This window comes from Chryseobacterium sp. CS3K3.1 (assembly GCF_059515165.1).
In genome coordinates this window covers 102,113-128,127 of sequence record NZ_JCAKRV010000015.1, presented here as the reverse complement: position 1 = coordinate 128,127, position 26,015 = coordinate 102,113, and the positions used below count along the sequence as shown (strand labels likewise).

The window sequence follows — 26,015 nt, the reverse complement described above, 5'->3', positions numbered from 1 at the left end:
AAAAATATAAGTTACAAAAAAATACGACCATAAAAAAGGCTGTCCTTTTGAGACAGCCTCATAATTTTTACATGTAATGCTTTCTGACTAGCAAGTTGATCCGCACTCAAGTAATTTGATGTGGATTACACCATTAACAACACATTGTGTCTGGCATAAAGCGTTAGTTACAACAGTGCTTACACCGCCAACTACTCCACCTACTGTAGATCCTACGCCAGTAACTACGCCACCAACGATAGTACCTACACCGCCTACTACTCCACCAACTACTCCTCCTAGTCCACCTAGAAGTCCGCCGATTGGATCTAGTAATCCGTTACCTGAAATAGCTTTTAATTCGTTTCTGTCCAATTTTTTTAAGTTTTTCATAACTATAATTTTATATGATTATTACATCACGAATATATGAATAATAATAATAGAATTGCAAATTATTTTAAATAAATTAATTATATGTTTATATTATTTAATAATTCATTAATATAAATATGAATTAATGTGAATAATATTTTCACTTATATGTGATTGATTTTCTAAAAGTTAAAAAACATAACTCAATTTATGGAGTTTGGAGTTATTATTTTTGCATTAAATCTTAATTATTGATATTTATTTTTCAATGTGGATAAAACCGTTTACAAAGAGCTGTAACAGGTAAAATCGATAAGCTGAAATACCTGGATTTTCTTATTTTAGATAAAAAATAAAAAAACATCGATGAAATTTGTACTCTTATCGGGTAAAACCCACTTGGGTTGGTTGATAAAGGAATCAAATTTTGTATTTTTGCTGACATACTTATATCAATGTCAGTTTTTTCAAATAATATACGCTTTTTAAGAGCCAGGAGAAAGCTCTCCCAGCAAAATGTAGCCGATGAACTAATGATTTCAAGAGTCCGGTATTCAAAATATGAAAACGGAATTTCGGAGCCTCCTATCGAGCTGCTGGTAAAAATTTCAAAATATTTCCATGTGAGTATTGATCTTATGCTTTCTGTAGATATTGAAAAGCATCCGATAGATGAAATGCTAAAGCTTCCTGATAACAGAATCGTTCTTCCGGTAGCAGTTGATACTCATGGAAACGATACCATAGAAATTATTCCTCAGAAGGCATCAATGGGGTATCTGGAAGGTTATAGCGATATAGAATACATTGAAAGTCTTCAGCGTATTGCTCTTCCTTTTCTTACCAATGGTAAATACAGGGCTTTTCCTGCGGATGGTGATTCTATGCCTCCTTTCAGAAGTGGGTCTTATATTGTAGGAAAATATGTAGAAGGAATTAATGAACTGAAACCAGGTAAAACCTATGTTTTTGTTACTTTAAATGATGGAATTACCTACAAGCGTTTTAAAGAAAGAAAGGAAAATGCAATTTGCGTAAGTGCTGATAATTCATTTTACGAGCCTTATGATATTCCTTTTGAAGAAGTAGTGGAAATCTGGCAGTATGCTTCAGGAATTTTCCCGGAAGATTTCGAGCCGGGTGATTATGAAAGCTACAATTTTAAAGAGATGTTCCGTGAACTGAGACAGGATATCAGGGATCTTGACAAAAAGGTTTCAGGCCGCCGCCGCAAGCAATCTTAATATTTAAATAGATATCATATAAAGACTCCTGGTTTTATACCGGGAGTTTTTTATATAGGGACTTCAGTTATCAAGGATGATCCGAAAGTTCAATCCACACCGGAGCGTGATCGCTGCTTTTTTCCCAACCCCGCACATGGCTGTCTACTCCACCGGATGATAATCTCGGCTGAAGATAAGGACTTAATAAAATATGATCCAGCCTCATTCCTGCATTGCGGTCGTAGGCTTTGTATAAATAATCCCAGAATGTATAGATTTTCTCATCAGGATAAAGACTTCGCAGAGAATCCAGCCAGCCTTTTTTCTGAAGTTCTTTAAATGCTTTTCTTACTTCTGTTCTGTATAAGGCATCATTTTCCCAGCGCTCAGGTTTATAAACGTCGACAGGTTCCGGAATAATGTTGAAATCACCGATAAGGATGGCGGGAAGTTCCATTTTGATAAGCTGATTGGTTCGTCTTTTAAAACGTTTGAGCCACGATAATTTATAATCAAATTTAGGCCCCGGATAAGGATTTCCATTGGGAAGATACAGGCAGCAGATGACCATTTGATCAATAATAGCTTCTATATACCGGCTTTGAACATCTTCTGCATCACCAGGCAAAGATCTTTGTACTTCAGTTATCTCTTTATTTTTGGCCAGTATGGCTACTCCGTTCCAGCTTTTCTGGCCGTTCCAGATCGCTTCATACCCTGCGTTATTGATATCCTGTAAAGGAAAACGTTCCTGAGGAGCTTTTAATTCCTGAAGACAGACAATATCCGGTGAAGCTTCCTTGAGCCATTTCAGCAAAACAGGAAGCCTGCCGTTGATTCCGTTAACATTATAAGTTGCTATTTTCATGATGAAGGTTTTTAGAAAATCAATTCTTTTCAATTACGACAATAATTATTCCATCATAAATATCTATTATTTGATATTTTGCGGAATAATAATCTTAAAAAGATAAGTTTTGATGAATAATCTCTGGGTAGAGAGATAAAAGTTCAATATATTTGTGATAAAGATGTAGCTCATTAATAATAAACTTCAATGAAAAGATATCCGACCTTTTTATTAGCATTACTTTTTCCCATTACAATGTATGGCCAGCAGAATCTTACTGCTGATGAACTGTTTGTTAAAGCCCGTACCACCGCTTTTGAACAGAAAGATTATACTACATCTATTGCCCTGGCAAAAGAGGCGCTGGCAAAAGCTCCCAATTATACCGATATTTCTGTTTTCTTAGGAAGATTATATACCTGGAATAAAGATATTGAAGCGGCAAGAGCTGTGTTTGAAGATCTTGGAAAAAGAGAGGTTCAGGATGAAGATTATTTCCTGGCGTATGCTTCACTGGAATACTGGAATGATCAGAATACAAAGGCTATCGAAATTATAGATAAAGGACTTTCCTATCATTCAAAATCTGAGGCATTACTGCTGCTGAAGGCAAAAGTATATTTTGGAATGGATCATTATGAAGAAGCTGATAAAGCGGTAACCACTCTATTATCTATTAATCCCAAAAATACAGAAGCAAGGGCCCTTGCAGTAAGAATCAAGGATCTGTCTTCTAAAAATGCTGTTGGAATTATTTACAACTATTCCCATTTTGACAAACAGTTTGATGATGACTGGCATATCGTGGGGGTAAGTTACAAAAGAATTACACCTATTGGTTCCGTGATCCTTCGTGGAAACTATGCGAACAAATTTGCACAAGGTGGTACACAGATTGAGTTGGAAGCCTATCCAAGACTTTCCAAAATGTTCTACCTTTATGTAGGCGGAGGATATTCTGATGATGTAGGTCTGTTTCCGAAATACCGTACCGGAGTTTCCCTGAATGCCAATCTTCCTCATAGTTTTGAGGCAGAGCTGGGTTACCGTCAGCTTCATTTCAGCAACAGTATCTGGATGTATACTGCGGCTGTAGGAAAATATTATAAAAATTTCTGGTTCAACCTTCGTACTTATATTACACCTGGCAGTAAAAATATTTCACATTCTTATACCGGAACGGTGAGATATTACACAAAAGGCGCTCAGGATTATGTTGCCTTTCAGATCGGTACCGGGATAAGCCCGGAAGAATACCGAAATAACCTTCTGGAAAATGAAACCTTTAAGCTTAAAACTTTTAAAATAGGTGCTGAGTATAATTTCTCTTACCGCTCTGTCAATCTTTTTTCTGTAGGAACCATGTATTATAACCAGGAATTCCGTCCGGGTGAGAAAGGAAATCAGTTTGACATTACTTTAGGCTACACCCGGAAGTTTTAAAACTTTGACTTTGTTTTTTTCTTAAAATTAATCATTACCGAATCCGGCATCAGTTTCTTTGTGGAATAAAACCGGGTATTCATGCTTTTATACTGATTAAACCTGGCGTTGATCCTGTTCATGGCCGCAGCATCATTGGAAGCATCTTCTTCCATATCTTTTAGGGTGAAAAGCTGCCCGTCATGGATATAATATTTTTCAGATACAAAATCGATAAGCTGGTTTTTACTCTGCATCATAGGGATTCCTGCCTTGCTGATTTCAGAATCTGCGGAAAAGCCACGTCCTACCCATGTAACAGTAGAAGGGGTATTGATTTGATAATTGTTTCTGTAGTACGCCAGAATGGAAGGCGCAATATCAAAATGGCTTACTGTTTTATAGAATCGCTTTGATTCTTTTAATAACGGAGAATAGATTAATAAAGGAACATGGAATCTGTCAATTTTAGATTCTAAGGTTATTTCAGGCATACTGTGATCTCCCGTAATGACAAAAATAGTGTTTTTGAAGTCCGGCCGTTTGCTGTAATTTTCAAAGAAATTTTTCATAGCATCATCAGCATTCAATACCGAAATGAGCTGATTTTTGTGGGCAGATGCCCATTTTTTCTGTTCAGGAGTTAAAATTCCGGAGTTAAGTCGTTGATTGTACAGCTTTTCATAATAGTCTTTATTATTGATTAAAAAAGGATTATGTGTTGAAAGTGTAAGAATCATATTGAAATAAGGCTGATTCTGGGGTTTTTGCTGCTGCAGCATTTTACTTAAAACAGCCTGGTCTTCATATCCCCAGCTCTCTCCGTTGCTCGCTGGAAGCTTACGGTAAGGGCTGCTGAAGGAAGCCTGGTCTATAATATGATCTACTCCGCTGTACTCCAGAAACTCACGGTAGCGGTCAAATGATGCATGACCTCCGTAATAAAATCCGGTTTCAAAACCGTTTGCTTTAAGGATGTTATAGAGATTGAAATTCTCCGGTGTTTGTTCTATTTCAAGGAAGCCGTTCTTACCAAAGGGAAGAGATCCCGTTAATGATGGTAATGCTCCGAATGTTCTTCCTGCTGAGCTTAAACTGTTTTCCCAATACAATCCTTTATGGGATAAAGAATCAAGATAAGGAGTAAAGTTTCCGATATATCCTTTTGGGGAAGTATACGCATGTCCGAAACCTTCCATCACAAGAAAAACAAGATTGGGAACTTTCTCAGATCGATTAAAGTAAGAACCTAAAAAGTCCGGTGTGTTTTCTTTTCTCCAGAACGGAAAATTTTTATCAATCATTTCTGCATTGGCAGTAAAATCTTCATTGTCGCTCAGCAAATCAGTAAGTTCCGGATGGTCACTGATAAAATTATCTTCATTGGATTTAAAAAAATAAGCCCATTTACTTTTTGCCGCATTTTGATTAAACTCACTTTCGGAACTCAAAATCCTTGCTCCCACTACATTGGAAGGAATAAAGAATGCTGCTAACCCGAAAATCAATAGTATCATTCCCGGATAGATTGATTTTAAAGCTGCTTTTCCTGCAATCCACAAAGGAATCAAGGAGCCAATGATTAAAATTCCCAGCAATGCAAAGTTTTTGAAGTTCAGCATTCCGCTTGCCTGCAAAATCTGCTTCATCTCTTCTTTGCTGTAGTATAAAAGGTCGGCACCCAAAACATTGCGGGTTTCAGAAAAATACAGGAACAAAATATATTGAGTAACTGCTACAATAAGCAGGGTGATTATTCCCAGAATTCTTGCCCAGCCTTCTTTGACAAAATTAATAATCAGATATATAATTCCGACACAGAATGTCAGTTGAAGCGCAAATAAAATGTTTTCCAAGAAAAGATGACCAATAATGGCTGATGTTTCAAATTTTGGAAAAGTATATTTGTACCACAGTGATTCTGCGGCGACTCCTAATAAAAATAAAGCAAAGAATGCCAACGCCAGCATTCCCCATTTTTTAAGTCCTGCCTGAAGAATAGCATATATCCTTTCTTTCAGCGGTAAATGCTGGGTGCTTTGATTGAAGCCCTGTCTTGTCATTTCGCCCCAGCCATGAGATTTTTTGAAATAATCTATAAATCCGTTAACCCCTGCTTTTACCACAATAGGATGGAAATAAAAAGGTTCGGAAAAAGCAGTAACAATCAGTCTAAGGAAGTCCTTTCTTTTGGTATAAACCTGATGGCTGACAAGATCCACCAATATCGCATAAATGGAATACAGGAATCCCATTGAGATGACGAGGGCAAACAAGATCAGAAAGAAGGGCCAGTTGATAATTCCCAGCAATAAAAAGATGATAAAGATAATATATCCTGAAAATTCAATGAGCGGACCCAGGAATTCAAAGAAGAACCAATAAGGAAGACTGATCATCCCTAATTTTTTATACTTCGGATTGAACATGAGTTTTCTGTGTTTCCACAGAGTTTCCATGGTGCCGCGCATCCATCGGTTTCGTTGTTTTCTGAGAATATCTTTGGATTCCGGAACTTCTGTCCAGCATAGCGGATCCGGAATGGTAAGTACTTCGTAAGGCTCGTTTTTTTCCTCCATATACTTTCTCATTCTTACCACCAGCTCCATGTCCTCTCCCACTGTGTTTTTATCATAGCCGCCGCAGGCCAGTACAATTTTCCGGTCAAAGACTCCAAAAGCCCCGGAGATCAGGATCAGTCCTGATGCTCTGGACCATGCCATACGTCCCAGTACAAAAGCCCGGATATATTCCAATGCCTGTGTTCTTCCCAGTAGGGTTTTCGGCATATTGACACTTACTACTTTTCCGTTTTCAATGACACAATTGTTGGCCAGACGAATCACTCCACCGCAGGCAATAAACTTTTTATCAGTCTGCTCCAGCATTGGTTTTGCGAGTTTTAAAATCGAATCCTGCTCGAGAATACAGTCAACATCAATACAGACCAGATAGTCTCCGGAAGAAATATTGACTCCAACATTTAAGGCATCTGCTTTTCCTCCGTTTTCTTTATCAACAACAATCAGTTTTTTGAAGGCCGGATTTTTACTTTTATAAACTCCTCTTACTGCATTGGTTTCAATTTTTCCCTGAATAAAATAAGCTACAGACTCAAGTTCGTAAGCCTCAATCAGCTTTTGAATGGAATCATCCTTACTTCCGTCATTTACAATGATAATTTCCAGATTATGATAGTAAAGGGATAACAGTGAACGTACATTTTCTACAATGGTCATTCCTTCATTATATGCCGGAGCAATAACGCTGAACACCGGAGCATTGGGATTGGCCGCAATAATACTGTAGTCTGTAAATGTATTTTCTTTTTTATAACGTAATACAGCGCCAAGCGCATAAATTCCTATCCAGCCATAGATAAGGGCTACTGCTGTTCCGTAAATCAGAAACAGCCAGATAACAACTTCATAGATGATGTGTGAGAATTCTAACATGCTTTTTCCTGTAATGCGTATTTAATAATTTGAATGAGTTCTTCAGAAGAGGTTTCCTTTTGGGATATCTCTTTCAGGAATTCCTGTTTCTCCAATGCACATAAAGCTTCTGCTGCATATACTTTTATCCCTGAATCCGGATTTTCCAATAACTGATCTTTCAGGAAATCCGTACTGTACTGGTCTTTTGACTTTTTCATGACTTTGAGAATCTCTTTCTGTACTTCAGCTGGCTGATGTGGATAGATTTCTATAAGATCAGCGATTGTTGAAGAATTTTCCAGCGATAATAAAGTTTGCACTGCCTGAACCCGTACATCAGCAGATGGATGATTCAACAAATCAGTTACTGTTGGATAGAGAGATAATATCTGAAATTTTCTTAAGAGTTTAAGGGTAAAAATAACTACGGATTCATTAGAACTTTCCATCCAGCTTTTAATGCTGTCTCGGGAATTCTCCGGAATATGTGTTACGGAAATAAGCAGACGAAGCTGCTGCCATTCTGATATTTTGGTTGAAATGCTGTTCAGGAAATGAAGACCTTCAAAACCCTTAAAGTTAACCATTGCATATTGTGCTTCCTGATACACCTGAGCTGAAGGATGGGTTAAAAATGTAGAAATTTTTGGCAACGCTTCCTGTACGTGCATGGCGGTAAGTTCCTGTATTCCTCCAGCAATGATATGTTCCTTCTTTTGATTGAGTTTTTTCAATGCTTCTTTCTGAAGGCCATATTCATGAAATAAATCTTTAAGTTTATTCTGTGCTGCTCCGGAAAATTTTTTCTCGGATTCTGCCAGTTTCTGAAGAAACAGATTTCTGAATGAAGGATTACCAGATGCTGTTGAAAAGTTAGTGTCTGCAGCCAATTCTTCTTCACCATATACAATTACTTCTGAGATCTTTTTATTGATCATTTCAGACCATCTGAAAACCCGGATAGATTCTCTGTACTGATAAAAGCTGTAGATCAGTACAACGATGATCAGTAAAAGTACTAAAGATAGCATTCCCAGAAAAACAAGAAAGAGAAAATGCACAGAAGTGGTGAGAAACATGGTTGTCGTTTATTTTGAAGAAAATCTTTTTATTCTTAGTATCAATTCATTGGGACTGAATGGTTTTACAATAAAATCGGCTGCACCCAAATCGAAGGCATTCAGTACTACTTCCTCCTGCCCCATGCTGGAAAGCATGATTACCGGTATCTGCTTGCCCATGGTTTTAATGGCAGAAAGTATTTCAATTCCGGAAGCAAAAGGCATCATAATATCTGTGATGGCCAGATCTACTTCCCTGGTTTTAAGGGTTTCAATAGCGTCTTTCCCGTTGCGGGTCAGGATCACTTCGTGCCCTTCTTTTACTAATTTATGTTCAATCGTTTTTAGAATCAGTTCGTCGTCTTCGGCGATTAGAATCAGCATAATTTTGGTTTTTTATTGTATTAAATTTTTAATTAATTGTAATCCTTTTGTTATTTCCCGGATCATTTCTTTTTCCATGGAGATAAAATCCATGTCGGGTTCCGCTTTACTCTCCCAGCTGGCCGTATTTTTTGTAAGTGTTACCAACCCCGCTGTTCCGGCTGTTCCTTTAAGCTTGTGAAGGATCAGTTTCAGATTGGTACTGTCTTTTTCAGCTGCGTGTTTTTTAATATCTTCTTCAGCCTGAATGAGTTGTTGCATGACAAGATCCAGGAATATTTTTCTAAAATCTTCATCATCATCACCTATCTGTTCGTTCAGAAGGTTTATATCGAGATCATTTTCTGTATTTGTGGTATTCTCGTCCGGAACATTATTCTGATCTGGAACATTATTTTCACCAGGAATGTATTTTTTCAGTATTTCCAGCAGATCATTTTGTCTTAAAGGTTTAGGAAGGAAGTCATTCATCCCGGAATCCAGACACTTTTCCTTCTCTCCCAACACATTACCGGCAGTGACACCAATAATCGGGATATCGGAATATTCCGGAAGCAAACGGATTTGTTTTGTAGCTTCAATACCATCCATTACCGGCATCTGAACATCCATTAAAATGATATTGAATTTTTTCCCCTGACAGAGCTGCCATGCCTGAAGCCCATCTGTAGCTTCTGTAAGCTCCGCATCAGGAATCAATGAACCTATCATTTTATGGTTGAGAACCATGTTAACCGGGTTATCATCCACGAGTAAAACCTGTGGCGACTGCATCAGAAAGGATGCCTCTGTTTCCTTCTTTGAAATGCTGGTGACCTCTTTTTCCGTAGTTTTCACGGCCCGGCTTAATGTTTTATAGAGTTCTTCTGATTTGATAGGTTTTAACAGGAAGTATGAATCGTTTTCCTGACGGAAATAATTAATAACATCATGTTCTTCAGATGAGGTATGAAGGATAATCAAAGGAGACGATTCTTTCTGTTGATCAAACAGGTCTTTAATTTTTTCTATGGTTTCCAGCCCGGAAATGACAGGCATATGGTAATCCATCAGGATCACATCAAAGCGTTCTCCGGCAAGTAATATCTGAAGGGCCTCCATTCCATTGGCGGCCAGCTTTGAATCTATATTTTTATAAGCCAGCATGTGCTGAATAATAATTCTGTTGGCTTCATTGTCATCTACGATAAGAACTTTATTGATTGGTAGTTCTTCAACCTCATGACGATCAGATATTTCATAAGGAACCTCTATATCAAAATAGAAGACAGAACCTTTATGAAGTTCACTTACCAATGATAAGCTGCTGCCCATATATTTCAGGATATTATTGGAAATAGTCAATCCGAGACCTGTTCCTCCATAGCGTTTGCTGATCGAGCTGTTTTCCTGGGTAAAGGCATCGAAAATATGCTGCTGTTTTTCCTTAGGAATACCAATTCCGGTGTCTCTTACGGAAAATCTGAGTTTGATATTTTTGCTGTCCAGATTTAGTTTTTCTACTTTAAGTTCTATTTCTCCCTGTTCTGTAAATTTTACGGCATTTCCGAGAAGGTTGATTAAAATCTGTTTCAGCCTCGATTCATCCAGCCAGATTGTTTCAGGAAGTCCCGGTTCTATATTCAGCAGTAGCTCTATATTTTTTTTCTGCGACTGGTAAAGGATAACATTGATTACCTGACTTACCATATCGTAAATATTGGCTTTTTCCACAATAAGATCCATTTTCCCGGATTCTACCTTAGAAAAATCAAGAATGTCATTGATGATATTCAACAGATTTTCTCCTGATTCATTAATATAATGGAGATATTGAGTCTGTATCTCGTTCAATGGAGTTTTTAAAAGAAGGTCGGAAAAACCGATTACCCCGTTCAGAGGAGTCCGGATTTCATGGCTCATGTTGGCTAGGAATTCAGTTTTTGCATTGCTGGCAATATCTGCCATTTTCTTGGCGTTTTTCAGTTCTCTGTTGATTCTTACTGAAGCTGTAATATTCTGGGCAGAAACAATAATTCCTCCTATAACATTATTGGAAAGATACCATGGTGTCACCTCTACACTGTAATGCTGAATGATTTCTTTACCAGGAATTTCTATAGCCATGTCTTCATTTTTATAGGCTTTCCCGGCCAGGGCATCCTGATATATTTTTAACCTTTCATCCGGTACATTGGGCGATATCTTGAACATATTTTCACCAATAAGCCTGATGTCATTCATCTGAAACTCATCTTTCCAGCTTCTGCTTACAGAAACATAATTGAGATCTTTATCAAACATGGCTACCGTAGCAGGTACATATTTTACAAAAGATTGCAGCATAGCCTCTTTCCTGGCCAGCTCAAGGTAGATATTTTTGAAGGTATCAATATTCTGAATGATTCCGTAGACTCTGGTGCATACTCCATCCTCAAATTCCGGGATCCCTTTTACCCTTACCCAGATCATCACGCCGTCATTTTGTATAAGCTGTAATTCTTCATCGTAGGGAACGCCTTCTTTTACAGCCTTTTCGAATAAAAATTCCAGCTTTTCGCGGCTTTTTTCACTGTAAAAACCCAGTGCATTTTCAAAATCAGGCTGGAAGTCCCGGTCTATCTTATGGATTTCTCTGGTAGACTGTGACCAGAAAACGGTATTGTTTTTCAGGTTGACTTCCCATCCTCCCACCTGGGCAACGGCACTTGTTTGTTCCAGCATCTTTTTGGTATGAACAAGATCTTTTTCCAAACTTATTCTTTCCGTAACATTCAGGGCAGTACTTACCACATAAGGATTCCCTTCTTTGTTGATTTCCACAAGATTGTGGTACATCCAGATCATTTCTTCACCTCCTTTTGTTTTCAGGATCATGGTTCCGAAATCTTCCTGGTTTTTATTGATTCTTTCGAGATATTGCTCAAGAAGATACCAGTTTTTTTTGGGAACAAGGTCTCTCAAATTCAATTTTTCTACTTCTTCAGAAGAATATTGCAGGGTTTCTCTTCCTTTTTCATTGACAGCAATGATATTACCTTCCATATCATGCATACTCATCAATCCTATGGCGTTTTCAAAGAAGCTTCTGAAGCGGCGTTCAGAGCTTTCCAGTTTATTCTTTTCTTCGATACGATGGGTGATATTGATTCCGAAACAAAAAATCTCCGAGTGGTTTTGATTGAGCTTTAAATACCATTCAATTATGATGGTTTGAGTATCATCTATCTTTGTTGAAGTTGTAAATGTAACTTCTTCGTCGGTATCGGGAAGATTTTTGGAAAGCATTTGCAGCTGAGAATTGTGATTCCCTATCAGATCTATGAAATTCTTATTGATAACCTCTGCTTTATCTAATTGAAACACCTTCTCAAAAGTCGGGTTCACATCTTTCAGCACAAAATCCTTATCCAGAACACAGATCAGATTATTGGAAATGGTAAAAGTCTGCTGAAAATACTCAGCCTGGATATTTTTCCTTTTTCCCATGAGAACTTTTGTGACTGCTTCTCCTATTTTTTTCAGGGTTGAAATCTGATCATCCGTAATGGTTTTAGGCTTATAGTCGATAACGCAGATGGTTCCCAATACAAATCCTTCATCATCAATAAGAGGTACTCCTGCATAAAACCGGATTCCTCCTGCCAGAATGAGCGGGTTATCAGAAGATCTTTCATCCAGTAAAGTATCATTGATCACTACTATATCTCCACTTGCGATAGAATATTGGCATACAGTATTCTTCCTGTCTACAAAATCAAGGGCAAGCCCCACACAGCTTTGGATGGTCTGGGTTTCGCTTTCCATCATGGCTATAAGTGCTGCCGGGCAGTCTGTCACCAGACATGCGGTTTCTGCAAAAATATCTAACTGGGGATCTTTTTCAAGGTTTAAAAGACCAAAATACTCCAGTTTCTTCATTCGGCTTTCTTCATTCGCAGGAATTGGATACTTCTTCATATGTTATATCAACAATTAGAGACTTTTCTTTTTTGATTATTAAAAAATGATAATCAAGGCCTTAAAGTTTATATTTTAAATATTTTTAAGCGCATTAAATTATTATTTTAATAAGTAAACCAAATTACGAAATAATTTTGTATTCTATTACAGTAAATATGTTAATAAACCTATATGTGTGTTAATTTTTGATTATCTTCTAGGAATTCTGAAGTTATATGGAAGTAATAAGAATTATGAAACAAAATGCACCATATAGGAAATATGATGCTTAGTGGGTAGATCCGGATGAATATAAGATATTGATTATGTGTTTTCTTAAGGCCTGACGATTGATAAAAAAGTCCATTCCCTGAAAAATACGGAAATGGACTCACCACTTATCATCATCCAAATCACAACTATACTATGAACAGGGAAGCAATGGCCTGTGCATCGCTGCCGCTTAAAATTTCGTCGTACGCTGCAGAACCTGCTGCAGCACCAAATAAAGTTCCGGTATTATAACCTGCCTGGTTGGTATTTTCTTCTCCTGCATAAACAGGATTGGTGGCGGAAGGCATACTTCCTCCGTTGGCAAGCTCAATCCATCCTTTGTTCGCCCTCATTCTTCTTACCTGTGAGGCATGTCTGGCTTCAACGGAGTGAATCTGTAACGCTGCCTGCAGAACCACTTTGTTGGACATCACATTTCCTGCCTGCCCTTTGTAAGCCCTCACTCCGGTATCTTCAAAAGCCTGCGCAAGGATAAGAAACTGGTTATAATCTGTAAAAGGCATAAAGTTTCCGCCGGCTGTAAAATCAAAAATAGGTTTATTTCCGGGAGTTGTTCCTAAAGAAGTCAGTGTACTTTTCAGAAAACTTACATGAGCGGATTCATGCTTTGAAATCTGCATAAAGACGGTTCTGTCTCCATTGGGAATCAGTCCCGGGGTTGACAATCCTATGCTGTAATATTCATTTTCAAGATATTCCAGTACCAGCGCCAGTTGTAAAGCATCTGTAAGGGTACTTTTTAAAGCAGTACCTGTTAATGCTGTTTTGGTAGTTTCTGCTTTGGCAGGGGTGGTCATCATAGCTCCCAAACCAAGGGGTACAGCTGCTGTCGCTGCTTTTTTTCCAAATAATGAAATATCAGTAATCGTTTCTAATCTTGATGCTTCCCTGGTGAAAAATTTATCATCAGAAAGCTTATCCAGTAATCTAAGAATATTCATAATGTGAGTTTTTAGGGTGATGTTTAGTTGATTCCTCTTTCTTTCCAGGTAAATGGTGTCTTGATAAAAGCTCCGGCAGCCATTACGATATCTTTGGGCTCTTTGGCAAGATCAAGTCCGTTAGCATCGATCACATCATCTCCTGAAAAATCTGCAGATCCGGGATTGATTAAATTTCTGATGGCAGAAGCATGTCTGGCTTCCACAGAAACTATCTTACCGGCAATCACGAGATAAGCGGGATTGGAAATGTATTTTCCTGCTCCATTGTACGCTGCAACACCGGTGTCTTCCAATGCCTTTGCTGTAGCCAGTACTGAATTTCTATCATTAAAATTTACATTCGGATACTGGAATTCAAGCTTAGGAAGCACATGATCTGTAGCACCACTAATAGCAACTTTGAAAAAATCCCTGTGAATCACTTCGTGATGATAGAGGTCTGTAAAAATCTCTTTTTCAATACTGGAAATTCCTGTATAAAAATTGTTCACCACTTTTGTATAAAAATCTGCTTCAAGCTGTTCCAAAGCATAGGCATAATTTAATACCCCTACATCTCCGGTTCCAAGATCATACTTTGATTCTTCTATAATCTGGAAGTCATCATCATCATTACATCCGATGATGGTAAGGCCTGCAATAGCCAATCCTACTCCACTTAGTTTTAAAAAGCTTCTTCTGCTGGTATCAAGGGTTGCACCCTGATTAGAAACCTGAATTGTTTTTTTCATAGTATTTATTTTTAGTGTTGGATAAAAAGGAGATAAAAACAGCACATTGGAATATGCTGTCTGAAACTTAGAATTTGTTATGGCATCAATACTGTATCGATTACATGAATCACTCCATTAGACTGGTTTACATCAGCAATCGTTACTTTGGCGCTGTTTCCTTTTGCGTCTTTTATGTAAAGATTTTTACCTTTTGTCCAGAATGTAAGATCTTCACCCTGTACAGTTTTCATCATGCTTTTTCCGTTTCCTGCTTTTACAGCGGCCCATATTTCTTTAGTGCTATACCTTCCTGGAAGAACATGATAGGTTAAAATAGAAGTAAGCATCGCTTTATTTTCAGGTTTTACAAGGTTTTCTACGGTACCTTTCGGAAGTTTGGCAAAGGCTGCATCTGTAGGTGCCAATACGGTAAAAGGTCCTGCACCCTGTAATGTTTCTACCAGACCGGCAGCTTTTACGGCAGCTACAAGGGTTTTATGATCCTTTGAGTTGACCGCATTCTCAATAATGTTCTTAGAAGGATACATGGGAGCTCCCCCTACCATTACTGTTTTTTCTTTCATCGTTTGTGCAGTTACCTTCCCACTGAAAGCAAATGATAAAACTACCATTGCTAAAACTGTGATTCTTGACTGTGTGTTCATTACGTTGATTTTTAGTTAATTATATTGAATGTGTTTTTAAAATCATTTACGAGGCCGGTTTTGTTTTAGATTGAAAAAAAACAAAATAAATTGTAACTATATGATTTTCAGTGTATTATTTTTACTATAAAATAAAATTAACTCCTGAAATATAATTTTCGTATTGAATATTTTTCAATAATTTTCAGGAAAACATGTACGAAATAAATGATGTATTGGATTTTGTTGATTATGTCTTTTATTTTATTACATTTGAACAGAAAAATAAATATTATTAAAACAACCTATTCTGAAGAGGAGCTTATCGTTTTATTAAAAGAAAAAAACGAAAACGGTTTTCATTATCTGTATGACCACTATTCCGGTGCGTTGTATGGAATTATTCTTCGGATCGTTCAGTCTAAGGAATATACCGAAGAAGTGATTCAGGATGTTTTTGTTAAAATATGGAACTCTATCCATCAGTATGATGCTTCCAAAGGGAGGTTTTATACCTGGATCATCAATATTGCCAGGAATACAGCCATTGATTATTTAAAATCAAAAGCTTTCCAGAATGAGCTTAAAAACCAACCACTTCCGGATTTCGTATATAATACTGCCGAGCTTTCAACGACTAACCATTCTTCCGATTATATCGGATTTAATAACGTGCTGGAAGGTCTGGAAACAGACAAACAGGAGCTCATCGACCTTGCTTATTACCAGGGATATACCCAACATGAAATATCAGAAAAACTGAAGATACCGCTGGGAACGGTAAAAACGAAAATGCGGAATGCACTGATGAAATTAAAGGATTTGCTAAAAGATTATCAATAAATTGAACACTAAAGAATACATATCATCCGGAATTATAGAATCTTATATTCTTGGCCATGCTTCTCCCGAGGAAGCAGGGATTTTGGAGTGTGTGATGAAGAATAATGCTGAAGTAAAAGAAGCTTTTGAAGAAGCGCAGAAAACTTTGGAACATCTTGCTACAGCTCAGGCTGTAACACCTCCTGGTGATTTGAAATCGAAGATCTGGAACAAAATTCAGCAGGAACAGGTGGTTGAAGAAATAACTCCTGCTCTTTCACCAGATATTCCTGAAGTAAAAAGAGAAACAGAAAGTGCTATAGAGAGAAATGATTTCAGGAAAAATACTCCTTGGAAAACCTATGCTATAGCAGCTTCGGTATTATTTCTGGTAAGTGTTGCCGGAAATGTATTCTGGATGAACAGCCAGTCTGCCAGCCAAAAAGAAATAGCTTTAATGATAGCTGATAAAAAGCAGAAGGATCAGGCTATGGAAAAAATGAATCGAAAGATGGATATGATTTCTAATCCCGATATGCAGATGGTGATGCTGAAGGGCGTAGAAAAGCATACAGACGCCAAAGCCATGGTTTTCTGGGATAAAAAAACAAAAGAAGTGTATCTGAATGCGGAAAAACTTCCTAAAGCCCCTGAAGGTATGCAGTATCAGCTTTGGGCCATAGAAGATGGAAAACCGGTCAATGCAGGAATGTACACCGAAGATAAAGACAGCAGAATTGCTCTGGCCAGTATACCGGAAGCTCAGGCTTTTGCTATTACGCTTGAAAAAGAAGGCGGAAGCAGCGTTCCGACTATGGAAAATATGTTTGTAATGGGGGAAATCTAAACCCCTGTTGATACAAAACAAGGCGGACACAATCAATCCGCCTCGTATCTCCCAAATAATTAAATATGAAAAAATATGAATGTCTATACCAGACAGACCTTCAGCATCAGATCATGAAGGTCTGTATTTTTAATAAACGGCTGTAAAAGCTCGTTTCCGGGGCCATAAACCGCTACTTCCACGTAATCTCCGGAATGATCCATGCTGATCCACCCCACAGAATTCCTGCTTTTCTGAATTTCTGAATACAGTTTAAAAGGCAGTTTTTTGTAATTATAAAGTCCTGCTTCCTCTTTTTCAAGACCGTTGTAGAAACTTAGCATATGCCTGGCTTCATCGTCATTCAGAGTAATCTTGTTGCCTTCATAAATCCAGTCTTTAATATCTTTTACCGAATCATCTTTGTTAATCTTGTTCAGAATGTATTCATTGGTGTATTTGTATTCTGAAATGCTGTTAAAATGTGTAGTAGCCTCTGCTCCGTAAATAGTTCCCGGATTAGCATTTCCATGGTCTGTAGTGATGATGACTAAAGTATTTCCGTCTTTTTCGGCAAAATCCATGACGGTTTTCACCGCTTCATCAAATGCCAGCTGATCATGGATGAGTGCCGCTACATCATTGGCATGGGCAGACCAGTCTACTTTTCCGGCCTCGATCTGAAGGACAAAACCTTCGGGATGATCTTTCATCTGACGGATAGCAGTATTGGCCATTTCAGCAAGAGTAGGTGTATTTTTATATTCCGGAAGATGAGTTCTGTCGATGCTGTAAGGAAGCGCTCCTGTATTGAAAATACCTAGCAGCTTCTCTCCTTCTTTGATTTCTTTCAGGTCATTTTGTGTTTTCAGAATTCTGTATCCTTTTTTGCTGTAAACAGAATAGAGGTCTTTTTTGTCTTCTCTTTTGGAGGGATTAAAAAATTCATCTCCACCACCTAACAGCACATCGAGTTCAAGTTCGGCGTACATTTCAGCAATTTGGGGTTCAGCATTTCTTTTCGAAGAATTTACACAGAATCCGGCAGGAGTAGCATGAGTAATGGTTACCGTAGTCACGCAGCCTGCTTTTTTTCCTGCTTTTTTATATTGCTGCCATATCGGAAGATGTTTCTCTCCGTTAGCTCCGATGTTTAAAACTCCGTTTTTCACTCGGATTCCTCCTCCAAAGGCTGAACTTGCGGCAGCAGAATCTGTTACAACAGAACTTGCTGAAGCGGTATCCATCAAAGCACGGGTTACCTTTTTATCATGATACAGATTAAGCCAGTTACTTCCTTTTCCTAAAATATTCCGTGAATACAGATCTGCCATTGAAAGCGTTCCAAGGCTCATCCCGTCACTGATCATAAAAATAATATTCTTAGCTTTTCCTTTCCTGTGCAGTTCGGTATTCTTCCCGAAGCTCCAGAGATCAGATGGCGATAAGGTTAATAATCCTGAAAGTATTGCAGATCCTTTTAGAAATTTTCTTCTGTCCATATTGTTTTTGAAATAATGCCGAAAGTTATCATATTTAATTCTTTATCGTAACTTTGTTGCATTAATTAAAAGTTAATTTTAAATATTCTTTGGGAACGGATCCTCAAAACTTAGTTTCTTATCGAATTGTTCCTTTTCTTTTTCATTAATAAGACATTGCTGAAGATCTGCCAGCATCTGATCTTTGTCCAGATTCTGGCCGATAAACACCAGTTCGTTGATCCTGTCGCCCCAGTTTTTATCCCATCTGCTTTCTATAAACTTCTGATTGTCTGAAAATGATGAATACTGAACCCTGTGGCTCATCGGCATGCTGCACCACCAGACTCCTGCTTTTTCAAGTCTGAAAGAACCTCCTGCCTGAGAAAAATTCAATGCATCATCAGGTCTTGAAGCCAGCCAGAACAGGCCTTTTGCTCTGATGGTTCCTTCCGGATAATGATGATTCAGATATTCCCAGAGTCTTATGGGATGGAAGGGTTTTTTATCTCTGAAAACCAGTGAACTTATTCCATACTCTTCAGTTTCCGGGGTGTGATGATCAGCCTGTAATTCTTTTTGCCAGCCAGCGGATGACTTTGCTTTTTCGAAGTCAAAAAGCTGCGTATTCAAAATCTTTTGAGGATCAATTTTTCCAAACTCCGATTGTAAAAGGGTCGCCTCCGGATTTAACTTCCTGATTGCTGCTTTTAAAAAGCCCAGTGTCTCAGTATTGATAAGATCTGTTTTGTTTAAAATAATCACGTTGGCAAATTCAATCTGATCAGTCAGAAGATTAACAATCGTTCTGTAGTCGCCTTCCATATCAGTAAGATCGCGGTCCATCAGTAGTTCATTAGATCCAAAATCTTTCATGAAATTGAAACAATCGACCACCGTTACCATTGTATCTACATAGCTGAAACGGGAAAGATCTATTCCGCTCTCTTCATCAATATAAGTAAAGGTCTGGGCTACAGGAATCGGTTCACTGATTCCCGTACTTTCAATAAGGAGGTAATCAAAACGGTTTTCCCGGGCAAGACGTTCCACTTCTACCATAAGATCTTCACGAAGTGTACAGCAGATGCATCCGTTACTCATTTCTACCAGTTTTTCTTCTGTTCTTGAAAGGGTATTTTGATTTTCAACCAGGCGTGCGTCGATATTAATTTCGCTCATATCGTTCACTATCACAGCTACTTTTAAACCTTGTTTGTTATGCAGAATATGATTCAGTAGTGTCGTTTTACCCGCTCCCAGAAATCCGCTGAGTACCGTTACAGGAAGTTTCTTAGTCATGTTTTAATGTTTATGATTTTTAAAATTGATGATATGGCCTGTAATCAAACCGACAGCTCCGATATAGATCAGAGGAAGATGAACTTCAAACAGAAAATCTGTCAATATAGACATGAAAATAAGGCTTAATGATATCCAGAACAGAAACTTCAGCCACCGTTTTTCCATTTTCTTTGTTATTCTCAATACTACAACGGCTCCAATAAAAAGGAAAGCAAGGTCAATATAAGGATTATGGGAAATTCCCAATGGAACAATTAATAGCAGTGGAAAGACAATACAATGAATCAGGCATAAAACAGCAGCGGAGATTCCTACAGCATCAAGAATTTTTGATTTCATAATAGTATGGATTAATTTTCTTATCGTAACTTTGTTGCAAAAGTAGAGATAAAAATTTAAATAACGCAACTTTGTTGCACTAAAATATGAAACAGGTCAGAAATACTCACGCCAAAACTGAAATTTTAAACCTTATTAATAGTTCGGATGTTGCCCTTACCCATTCTGATATTCAGAAGAAACTGGGAGATCTGTGCAACAGAGTAACCATCTACAGGGTTCTGGAAAGGCTTGAAAACGAAGGTGCAATACACAAGATCGTCAATATTGATGGTGTAGTGAATTTTGCAAAGTGCAGTGGAAAATGTACCCATGAACAGCATTTTCATAATCATGTACATTTTAACTGTAAGGAATGTCATTCCGTGACGTGTATTGAAAACGCTATTCCGGAAATCAGTCTGCCGGAACATTTTATCGCGCAGGAATATAATTTTATCATCAGCGGGATATGTCCGAAATGTGCCGATGCTTAAAAAGTAAAAAGGCAGAAAAGCGAATATGCTGATCTGCCTTTTATTGTATTGAAATATAAATTCTGTTATAAAGAAGAAATATAGACTTCTATCTTGGTACCATCATAATTGAAGGTTCCGTCAGAATTCTTTTTACCCAGTACCCATTTCATATCTACAGGTACATTCCATGCTGATCCCAATGAAAAACCGTTAACAGATCGGATTTCATTACCATTTCCCGTAGTAATAGCCGAATGAAAGAATGTTTTGTCGATAAGCCTGTAAAAACCAATGGCTTTTCCTGCCGGAATAGGGGTATATCCATCCCACTTTTCTCCCGCCGGATAATTGAATAAGGTTAACCATTTTTGTCCTGCCGATTCTGCAAGCTGAGTAGGACTTATGCTGGCACCACGCATATATAATGCATAAGCAACCACATCATGACATACTCCACTGTTGTATTTCGAAATGTTCTCTTTCCCAGAGAGAATAGCATGAGCAACGGGTGCTCTTTCAGATAGGGATAGCTGAGCCTTCCTGGCTCCTTCCGGTGTTATAAATGACATATTGTAATATTTTGTTTGGTGACGTAAAGATACGGCTTTAAAATTTAATCACTTATGTTAGAAAATATTTTAAGTTTCGGCTAAAGCCAATGGAAGGATACTTTATAAAATAAGCGGGCTAAAGCCCGCCTCTATTGATATATAAATCAGGGATTAGCCCGCCTCTATGATAATAATAATTTAAAAACTTTTAACAATAATACATGCATTCATAGCTGAAAAGCTTCCCCTCTTTAAAAGTAAAAATAAAGAGCCCGGCATCTCCATTCTGAATGTGATATTCGTGCGGAGAAGAAATCCAGCGTGTTGAGAGTAAATTTCCAAAATGGTTGACAAAGTCCTTTTCGTTATAATTAGAATCCATACGTTCATTTCCCAGAATCACAGCTTCGCCATTGTTGAAGGACATTTTGTAAATGCTTCCGGAAACTTTTCCTTTATATTCTTCAAAAGCAACCATCATATCAGAGGTTCTGTAAAAATATTGAGGTTCCCATCCGCATTCAGGGGTATTGGGAATGTCTTTTACCTTCTGCATCTCCAGCTGTTTCATCTGCGTATCAGTGATTTTGCCGTCAAAAAGCTGGGTTTCTTTCCACACAAAATGCATGTTTAAGGCTTTCAGCTTTTTTTCATAAGCTTCAGTTTCTGGTTTTTTTGCCAGTTGATCTGCCAGAAGAAGTTCAAAATCGATATCTACTTTTGGATTTTCTATGCCGGTATTGGATTCTTTCCAGTACTGTAATGCTTGTTTAAGGTTTTTATCTTCCTGCCATGCAATTTCACGTAATCTTCCCACCTGAGCCAGTTCTTTTTCCTTGTTTTTACCTTTAACTGCAAGATAATCTTTCAGAATCCTGTCGTAAGTAAGTCCGGTTCCCAGATATTTCATTTGAATATATTCCGGATTGTCATGAAAGTGATCCCCGATATAAATCCAGCCATCCTCATATAAAGGAACATAATCTATACAGACAAGTTCGTTTAAAGCAGCCCTGCGTATGGCTTTACTTTCTGTGGTAGGCGCTTTTCGTACACGCAGCTCAGATACCTGCACATAAAAATGCGGACATTGATGTCCTTCTGTTCCTCTATAAAAATACTGAGCGGGTTCGCCGGCAGACTTTTTCCCACGCATGCTTTTTTGTAACGGCTGACGGTCTATAAAACCAATATCACCGTTGCTTACCTGTACTTTGTATTGTGTTTGGGTAGAATCCAGAACATAAACAGGTGCTTCGGTAGAAAATATTCCTAAAAGATCTTTATTTTTTCCACTTTCACGAAAGAGATGTCCCCATTCTGACGTATAAACAGGGCGTTGGCCAGGGCTTTGTGCCATGGTATTATAAAAGCAGCACTGAAAAATGCCGGCTGCCAATAGTATCTTATTCAACATATTGTAATGGGTATCCACAAAAACGATCCTGTTTTTTGCAGATGGTTCATAATGGTTTCTGTGGTTATTCCTTCAAAAATAATGAAAAATCAGGGTTTATGCCAAAGTTATTGTTATTCAGAATGGGTATAAATTCCATCCTATTCATCTGTTCCCATTGGGTAAAGTAAATAAAAATACTATTTTTATCGGCCAAAAAAGTAAAAACTCATTATGCCCACTGATGCTTCTCTTAAGCTGATTCCGATGACAACTTTCGTGCTGGAATATTATTCACACGAAGGATATGCCGATCTTCAGATTTTGAATCTGATGAATAATTATGCCAATTTCTTAAAGAAGCGTTTGACTCTTGGAATGTTTGTCCCTGTAGACCGTAAAGGGAATATTCTGAAAGAACCGAAAAATTATACCGCATGGAAATCTCTTGACCATAACGATGGAAGAAGAACGGATATTGTAGGTTTCGAAGAATATGCAGAGTATCAGAAGGCCGAGCAGAACTGTATGTTTGAAGGCTTTAAGGTAGATTATAATGGATATTCAAAAGTGAGAATCATTGCTTCATACGACCCTTCTATTGAATTGTCTTTTAATAAAAATGACCTGATTCCTACAGGCTTCAATGATGTGGAATCACTGACGGTGTTTGATGATATCTTTTTAACATCCAGTGCATTAAAAGCGATTGGGATAAAACGATAAATTATAGTTGTACCATATAAAAAACCTTTATCAGCACTGATAAAGGTTTTTTTGTTTTCTTATTTTATCTGACACATTCTCCCGAATGGCAGTGGTAGCCTGATGGACAAAGCCCGTTGATGCAGGGGCCGGCAGCATCAGGATAGCACCTTTCATCTGCACGGCAATGAGAGTGAGGAGGGCAAAGAGAAAGCAGATTGCCAAGGCAAACGCCTACAGGAAGAGGAAGATTCAGTTCTATTCCAATGGCTCCGATCATGTTTTTTAATGTTTTTCTGTTTAATTTTTTCATGGTTTTTGTTGTTAGGTGTTAGTGATTTTTTAATATACTTTCAAGTTCTGTGATGAAATCTTTCTGTGCCGGATTGATCCGTTTTTGAGCTTCTTCTGAAGCAAACCATTCCCATTGGTCCACTTCGGGAACTTCAATTATTTTGCCGGATTTGGGCGGCCATTCTAATGGAAAACTATTGCTGTAAAGGTCTGAAGTATCAATATCTCCTTCCAGGGCCCATGCATAAACTGTTTTTCCTCCTTTTTGTCTGATGGGTGATAATTCTATGAATTGGCCTTCTGCTGTTGTACCTGTTTCTTCTTTAAATTCCATTAATGCCCTCTCCAAGGGATCTTCATCGGGAAGAATCTCTCCTTTGGGGATAGACCATGCGCCAGAATCTTTATTTCTCCAGAAAGGACCACCGGGATGAACCAGAAAGTAATACAGACTGTCTTTTTCTTTTTTAAAGAGCAGAATCCCGGAACTCGTTTTCATGGGTTTAAAGATTTGATTATTAAAGATATGAAAAATATATAATCAGATGATCAATAAGATCAACCTTTCTTTTTAAACTGAGAGGGTGACATTTGTTTGTACGTTTTGAATATTTTATTAAAATGGCTGGCATCATTGAAACCCAGCCTGTCGGCAATTTCACTGATATTATAATGGCTTTGCAGTAAAAGCTTTTCAGCAGTCTTCAGCTTATGCTGTATGATGTGCTGTTGTATCGAGAAACCTGTCTGTTTTTTAATATAAATGCTGATGTAATTTGGAGAAAGCATAAATTCTTCAGCCAGGTTATCAATTTTCATTTTATCAGCATCCAGAGCATTGACATTGATATAATACAGGATCTTTTCAATTCTGTTTAGATTTTGAGTGAGCCGGTTTTTGGCATTAGCATTTTGCATCGTATTCCGGATCAGAATAGTCATGATACCCGAAAACAGATCAGTAGTTATCTCTTTGTTATAGGTGTTTTTATGGCTGAATTCATACAGAAGAATCCGGGCAAGCTGTAAAAGATGCTCCCTGTCTGTTTTACTCTTAATCGCTGATTCATAAACGAAGGAATGATCTTCCATCAGGAGCTGTACAGCCTTTTTAAGTTCATTCTTTTTGTTGGGCAGTAAGTTTTCCCAGATATACTGTTCTGTGAATTTTATATAAATGAATTTCGTTTTGTTTTTAATTGAAAATTCATGACCGTCACTTGGTCTGAGCAGAAATACATCCCCCTTTTTATACGGGAAAGTAATGCTGTTGAGGTGATGAAATCCTTTTCCGCTTTCTATAATGATCAGTTCATAAAAATTATGATTGTGATACTCAACATCCCAGTTTTCCTTTTCAATACTGAAAACATTGAAAGAGTTGAAATTAACGATTCGTTTCATAGAAGAATGGATTTTTACAAATTTACCATTAATTTTTACAATATATGCCAATGGATTATTGATGAATTTTGCCTTATCAATACATTCAAAATGAAATATATAAAACAATCAGTATTGCTGCTTGCCTCAGCAATTGTTCTGATGTCCTTTTCTGATCATGAAAGGGGTACAACAGAAAAAAAGCAGCAGCATGAAAGACAGACCCAAACAAAAAAATACTGGCCCAATGGTGCTCAATTGGTTATTTCCGTTTCCATGCAGTTTGAAACGGGTGGACAACCGGAAGGCGCTGAAAGTCCTTTCAGTGGAACTCCTCTTCCCAAGGGACAGCCGGACCTTCCCGCAGAAAGCTGGTACCGCTACGGAGGAAATGAAGGAATTTACCGTATGCTGGATTTATGGAAAAAATACGACATTAAAGTTACCTCTCATGTCGTAGGAAGTGCTGCTGAAAAGTATCCTGAAGTCGCCAAAGCTATTGCAAACGGAGGTCATGAAATTGCCGCTCATGGTTTTACCTGGGATAACCAGTGGAATAAAAATTATGCTGACGAACTGAATTTCGTAAAGAAAGGTGTGGATGTTGTAGAAAAGATTACAGGACAGAAAGCTGTTGGTTATAATGCCAACTGGCTGAGAAGAAGCCCGAATACACTTAAAGTATTGCAGGAACTGGGTTTTCTGTATCATATCGATGACCTGAGCCATGATGAACCTTTTATAACTAAAGTAAAAGGAAAAAACTTTGTGGTCGTTCCTTATACGCTTCGTAACAATGATATTGTCAATATTGAAGGGAAACACTGGAGCCCGGAGCAGTTTTTGGCCCAGCTGAAATTTGAATTTGACCGTTTGTATGAAGAAGGAGCTTCCAAAAGGAGAATGATGAGTATCAGTTTTCATGACAGAATAGGTGGAACTCCTGCAATGGTACATGCCATGGAGGAATTTATTCAATATACACAACAAAAACAGGGAGTCGTTTTTATGAGAAAAGATGATATTGCTAAAATGGTGATGAACGATCCCGATACTCCGGTTGACAACAGCGAAGAAAAGTTTAATAAGTAAGGAAGCGGGAAGCTGGAGGAAGGAAGTTATCGAAGTCTGTAAAAACAATTACAGAATAATTGAATAATGATGAACACAATAAAAGTGTATCCCAACAGATTTATATCTTCCAG

The 26,015-nt window shown here is 37.8% G+C and carries 24 protein-coding genes; 7 read left to right on the top strand and 17 right to left on the bottom strand.

What is annotated here, in order from left to right; all coding sequences use genetic code 11:
- Positions 1-87 precede the first annotated feature (87 nt).
- Positions 88-372, bottom strand: a complete 285-nt coding sequence (locus AC5YGI_RS15215) for a bacteriocin-like protein (protein WP_002979306.1) — start codon at positions 370-372, stop codon at positions 88-90.
- 437 nt (positions 373-809) lie between these two features.
- Here AC5YGI_RS15215 and AC5YGI_RS15210 point away from each other — a divergent pair, with 437 nt between their 5' ends.
- Positions 810-1,598, top strand: a complete 789-nt coding sequence (locus AC5YGI_RS15210) for an XRE family transcriptional regulator (protein ID WP_110011579.1) — start codon at positions 810-812, stop codon at positions 1,596-1,598.
- A 70-nt stretch (positions 1,599-1,668) separates the two neighbouring features.
- On the opposite strand, the gene xth is transcribed toward AC5YGI_RS15210, so the two are convergent.
- Entirely contained in the window at positions 1,669-2,448 is a 780-nt protein-coding gene (xth, locus tag AC5YGI_RS15205; protein WP_446105791.1) for an exodeoxyribonuclease III, read from the bottom strand.
- Between the two features lie 189 nt (positions 2,449-2,637).
- Between xth and AC5YGI_RS15200 the strand changes: the two genes are divergently transcribed.
- Positions 2,638-3,873 (top strand): YaiO family outer membrane beta-barrel protein, encoded by a 1,236-nt coding sequence (locus AC5YGI_RS15200; protein ID WP_330746472.1) that lies wholly within the window; start codon positions 2,638-2,640, stop codon positions 3,871-3,873.
- On the opposite strand, the gene AC5YGI_RS15195 is transcribed toward AC5YGI_RS15200, so the two are convergent.
- From AC5YGI_RS15195 to AC5YGI_RS15165, 7 genes are all read right to left on the bottom strand, one after another.
- Positions 3,870-7,307 carry a sulfatase-like hydrolase/transferase gene (locus AC5YGI_RS15195; protein ID WP_496168902.1) on the bottom strand — a complete coding sequence of 1,146 codons (3,438 nt, stop codon included), beginning with the start codon at positions 7,305-7,307 and terminating at the stop codon, positions 3,870-3,872. The genes AC5YGI_RS15200 and AC5YGI_RS15195 overlap by 4 nt on opposite strands.
- Positions 7,301-8,368 carry a HEAT repeat domain-containing protein gene (locus AC5YGI_RS15190; protein WP_330746470.1) on the bottom strand — a complete coding sequence of 356 codons (1,068 nt, stop codon included), beginning with the start codon at positions 8,366-8,368 and terminating at the stop codon, positions 7,301-7,303. The genes AC5YGI_RS15195 and AC5YGI_RS15190 overlap by 7 nt, the downstream gene beginning before the upstream one ends.
- A gap of 9 nt (positions 8,369-8,377) precedes the next feature.
- Entirely contained in the window at positions 8,378-8,734 is a 357-nt protein-coding gene (locus tag AC5YGI_RS15185) for a response regulator transcription factor (RefSeq protein ID WP_330746469.1), read from the bottom strand.
- Between the two features lie 12 nt (positions 8,735-8,746).
- Positions 8,747-12,673: a response regulator gene (locus AC5YGI_RS15180; RefSeq protein ID WP_454510503.1), complete on the bottom strand. Its 3,927-nt coding sequence runs from the start codon at positions 12,671-12,673 to the stop codon at positions 8,747-8,749.
- A 401-nt stretch (positions 12,674-13,074) separates the two neighbouring features.
- Positions 13,075-13,890: a ferritin-like domain-containing protein gene (locus tag AC5YGI_RS15175; RefSeq protein ID WP_454510504.1), complete on the bottom strand. Its 816-nt coding sequence runs from the start codon at positions 13,888-13,890 to the stop codon at positions 13,075-13,077.
- A gap of 23 nt (positions 13,891-13,913) precedes the next feature.
- The gene (locus AC5YGI_RS15170) at positions 13,914-14,624 is read right to left on the bottom strand and encodes a ferritin-like domain-containing protein (RefSeq protein WP_110011587.1); all 711 of its coding nucleotides are present in this window, start codon (positions 14,622-14,624) and stop codon (positions 13,914-13,916) included.
- Between the two features lie 77 nt (positions 14,625-14,701).
- Positions 14,702-15,271 (bottom strand): fasciclin domain-containing protein, encoded by a 570-nt coding sequence (locus AC5YGI_RS15165; protein WP_496168900.1) that lies wholly within the window; start codon positions 15,269-15,271, stop codon positions 14,702-14,704.
- A gap of 252 nt (positions 15,272-15,523) precedes the next feature.
- Here AC5YGI_RS15165 and AC5YGI_RS15160 point away from each other — a divergent pair, with 252 nt between their 5' ends.
- Together AC5YGI_RS15160 and AC5YGI_RS15155 are read left to right on the top strand one after the other, a co-directional pair.
- Entirely contained in the window at positions 15,524-16,093 is a 570-nt protein-coding gene (locus AC5YGI_RS15160) for an RNA polymerase sigma factor (RefSeq protein WP_330746465.1), read from the top strand.
- 1 nt (position 16,094) lies between these two features.
- The gene (locus tag AC5YGI_RS15155; RefSeq protein ID WP_454510507.1) at positions 16,095-16,919 is read left to right on the top strand and encodes an anti-sigma factor; all 825 of its coding nucleotides are present in this window, start codon (positions 16,095-16,097) and stop codon (positions 16,917-16,919) included.
- 83 nt (positions 16,920-17,002) lie between these two features.
- Here AC5YGI_RS15155 and AC5YGI_RS15150 read toward each other — a convergent pair whose 3' ends face one another.
- From AC5YGI_RS15150 to AC5YGI_RS15140, 3 genes are all read right to left on the bottom strand, one after another.
- Positions 17,003-18,400 (bottom strand): alkaline phosphatase, encoded by a 1,398-nt coding sequence (locus AC5YGI_RS15150; protein ID WP_496168897.1) that lies wholly within the window; start codon positions 18,398-18,400, stop codon positions 17,003-17,005.
- A gap of 78 nt (positions 18,401-18,478) precedes the next feature.
- Complete coding sequence (locus tag AC5YGI_RS15145) at positions 18,479-19,681, bottom strand: GTP-binding protein (protein ID WP_496168896.1); 1,203 nt, start codon at positions 19,679-19,681, stop codon at positions 18,479-18,481.
- Between the two features lie 3 nt (positions 19,682-19,684).
- A complete protein-coding gene (locus AC5YGI_RS15140) occupies positions 19,685-20,023 on the bottom strand; it encodes a MerC domain-containing protein (protein ID WP_330746461.1) in 339 nt (112 codons plus the stop codon).
- Between the two features lie 86 nt (positions 20,024-20,109).
- On the opposite strand from AC5YGI_RS15140, the gene AC5YGI_RS15135 reads away from it, so the two are divergent.
- Positions 20,110-20,499: a Fur family transcriptional regulator gene (locus AC5YGI_RS15135; RefSeq protein ID WP_110011593.1), complete on the top strand. Its 390-nt coding sequence runs from the start codon at positions 20,110-20,112 to the stop codon at positions 20,497-20,499.
- A gap of 65 nt (positions 20,500-20,564) precedes the next feature.
- On the opposite strand, the gene AC5YGI_RS15130 is transcribed toward AC5YGI_RS15135, so the two are convergent.
- On the bottom strand, positions 20,565-21,050 hold the full coding sequence (locus tag AC5YGI_RS15130) for a hypothetical protein (RefSeq protein WP_330746460.1): 486 nt from the start codon (positions 21,048-21,050) through the stop codon (positions 20,565-20,567).
- 190 nt (positions 21,051-21,240) lie between these two features.
- Positions 21,241-22,392 carry an SH3 domain-containing protein gene (locus tag AC5YGI_RS15125; protein ID WP_330746459.1) on the bottom strand — a complete coding sequence of 384 codons (1,152 nt, stop codon included), beginning with the start codon at positions 22,390-22,392 and terminating at the stop codon, positions 21,241-21,243.
- Between the two features lie 270 nt (positions 22,393-22,662).
- On the opposite strand from AC5YGI_RS15125, the gene AC5YGI_RS15120 reads away from it, so the two are divergent.
- Positions 22,663-23,154, top strand: a complete 492-nt coding sequence (locus tag AC5YGI_RS15120; protein WP_062669418.1) for a hypothetical protein — start codon at positions 22,663-22,665, stop codon at positions 23,152-23,154.
- A gap of 64 nt (positions 23,155-23,218) precedes the next feature.
- Here the strand turns inward: AC5YGI_RS15120 and AC5YGI_RS15115 are convergent, their stop codons facing one another.
- The 3 genes from AC5YGI_RS15115 to AC5YGI_RS15105 are packed head-to-tail and all read right to left on the bottom strand — an operon-like array spanning position 23,219 to position 24,831.
- A complete protein-coding gene (locus tag AC5YGI_RS15115; RefSeq protein ID WP_062669420.1) occupies positions 23,219-23,446 on the bottom strand; it encodes a hypothetical protein in 228 nt (75 codons plus the stop codon).
- A gap of 18 nt (positions 23,447-23,464) precedes the next feature.
- The gene (locus tag AC5YGI_RS15110; RefSeq protein ID WP_330746458.1) at positions 23,465-23,926 is read right to left on the bottom strand and encodes an NUDIX hydrolase; all 462 of its coding nucleotides are present in this window, start codon (positions 23,924-23,926) and stop codon (positions 23,465-23,467) included.
- A 59-nt stretch (positions 23,927-23,985) separates the two neighbouring features.
- Positions 23,986-24,831: an AraC family transcriptional regulator gene (locus AC5YGI_RS15105; protein WP_330746457.1), complete on the bottom strand. Its 846-nt coding sequence runs from the start codon at positions 24,829-24,831 to the stop codon at positions 23,986-23,988.
- Between the two features lie 90 nt (positions 24,832-24,921).
- On the opposite strand from AC5YGI_RS15105, the gene AC5YGI_RS15100 reads away from it, so the two are divergent.
- Positions 24,922-25,902 (top strand): polysaccharide deacetylase family protein, encoded by a 981-nt coding sequence (locus AC5YGI_RS15100; protein WP_330746456.1) that lies wholly within the window; start codon positions 24,922-24,924, stop codon positions 25,900-25,902.
- Positions 25,903-26,015: the final 113 nt, after the last annotated feature.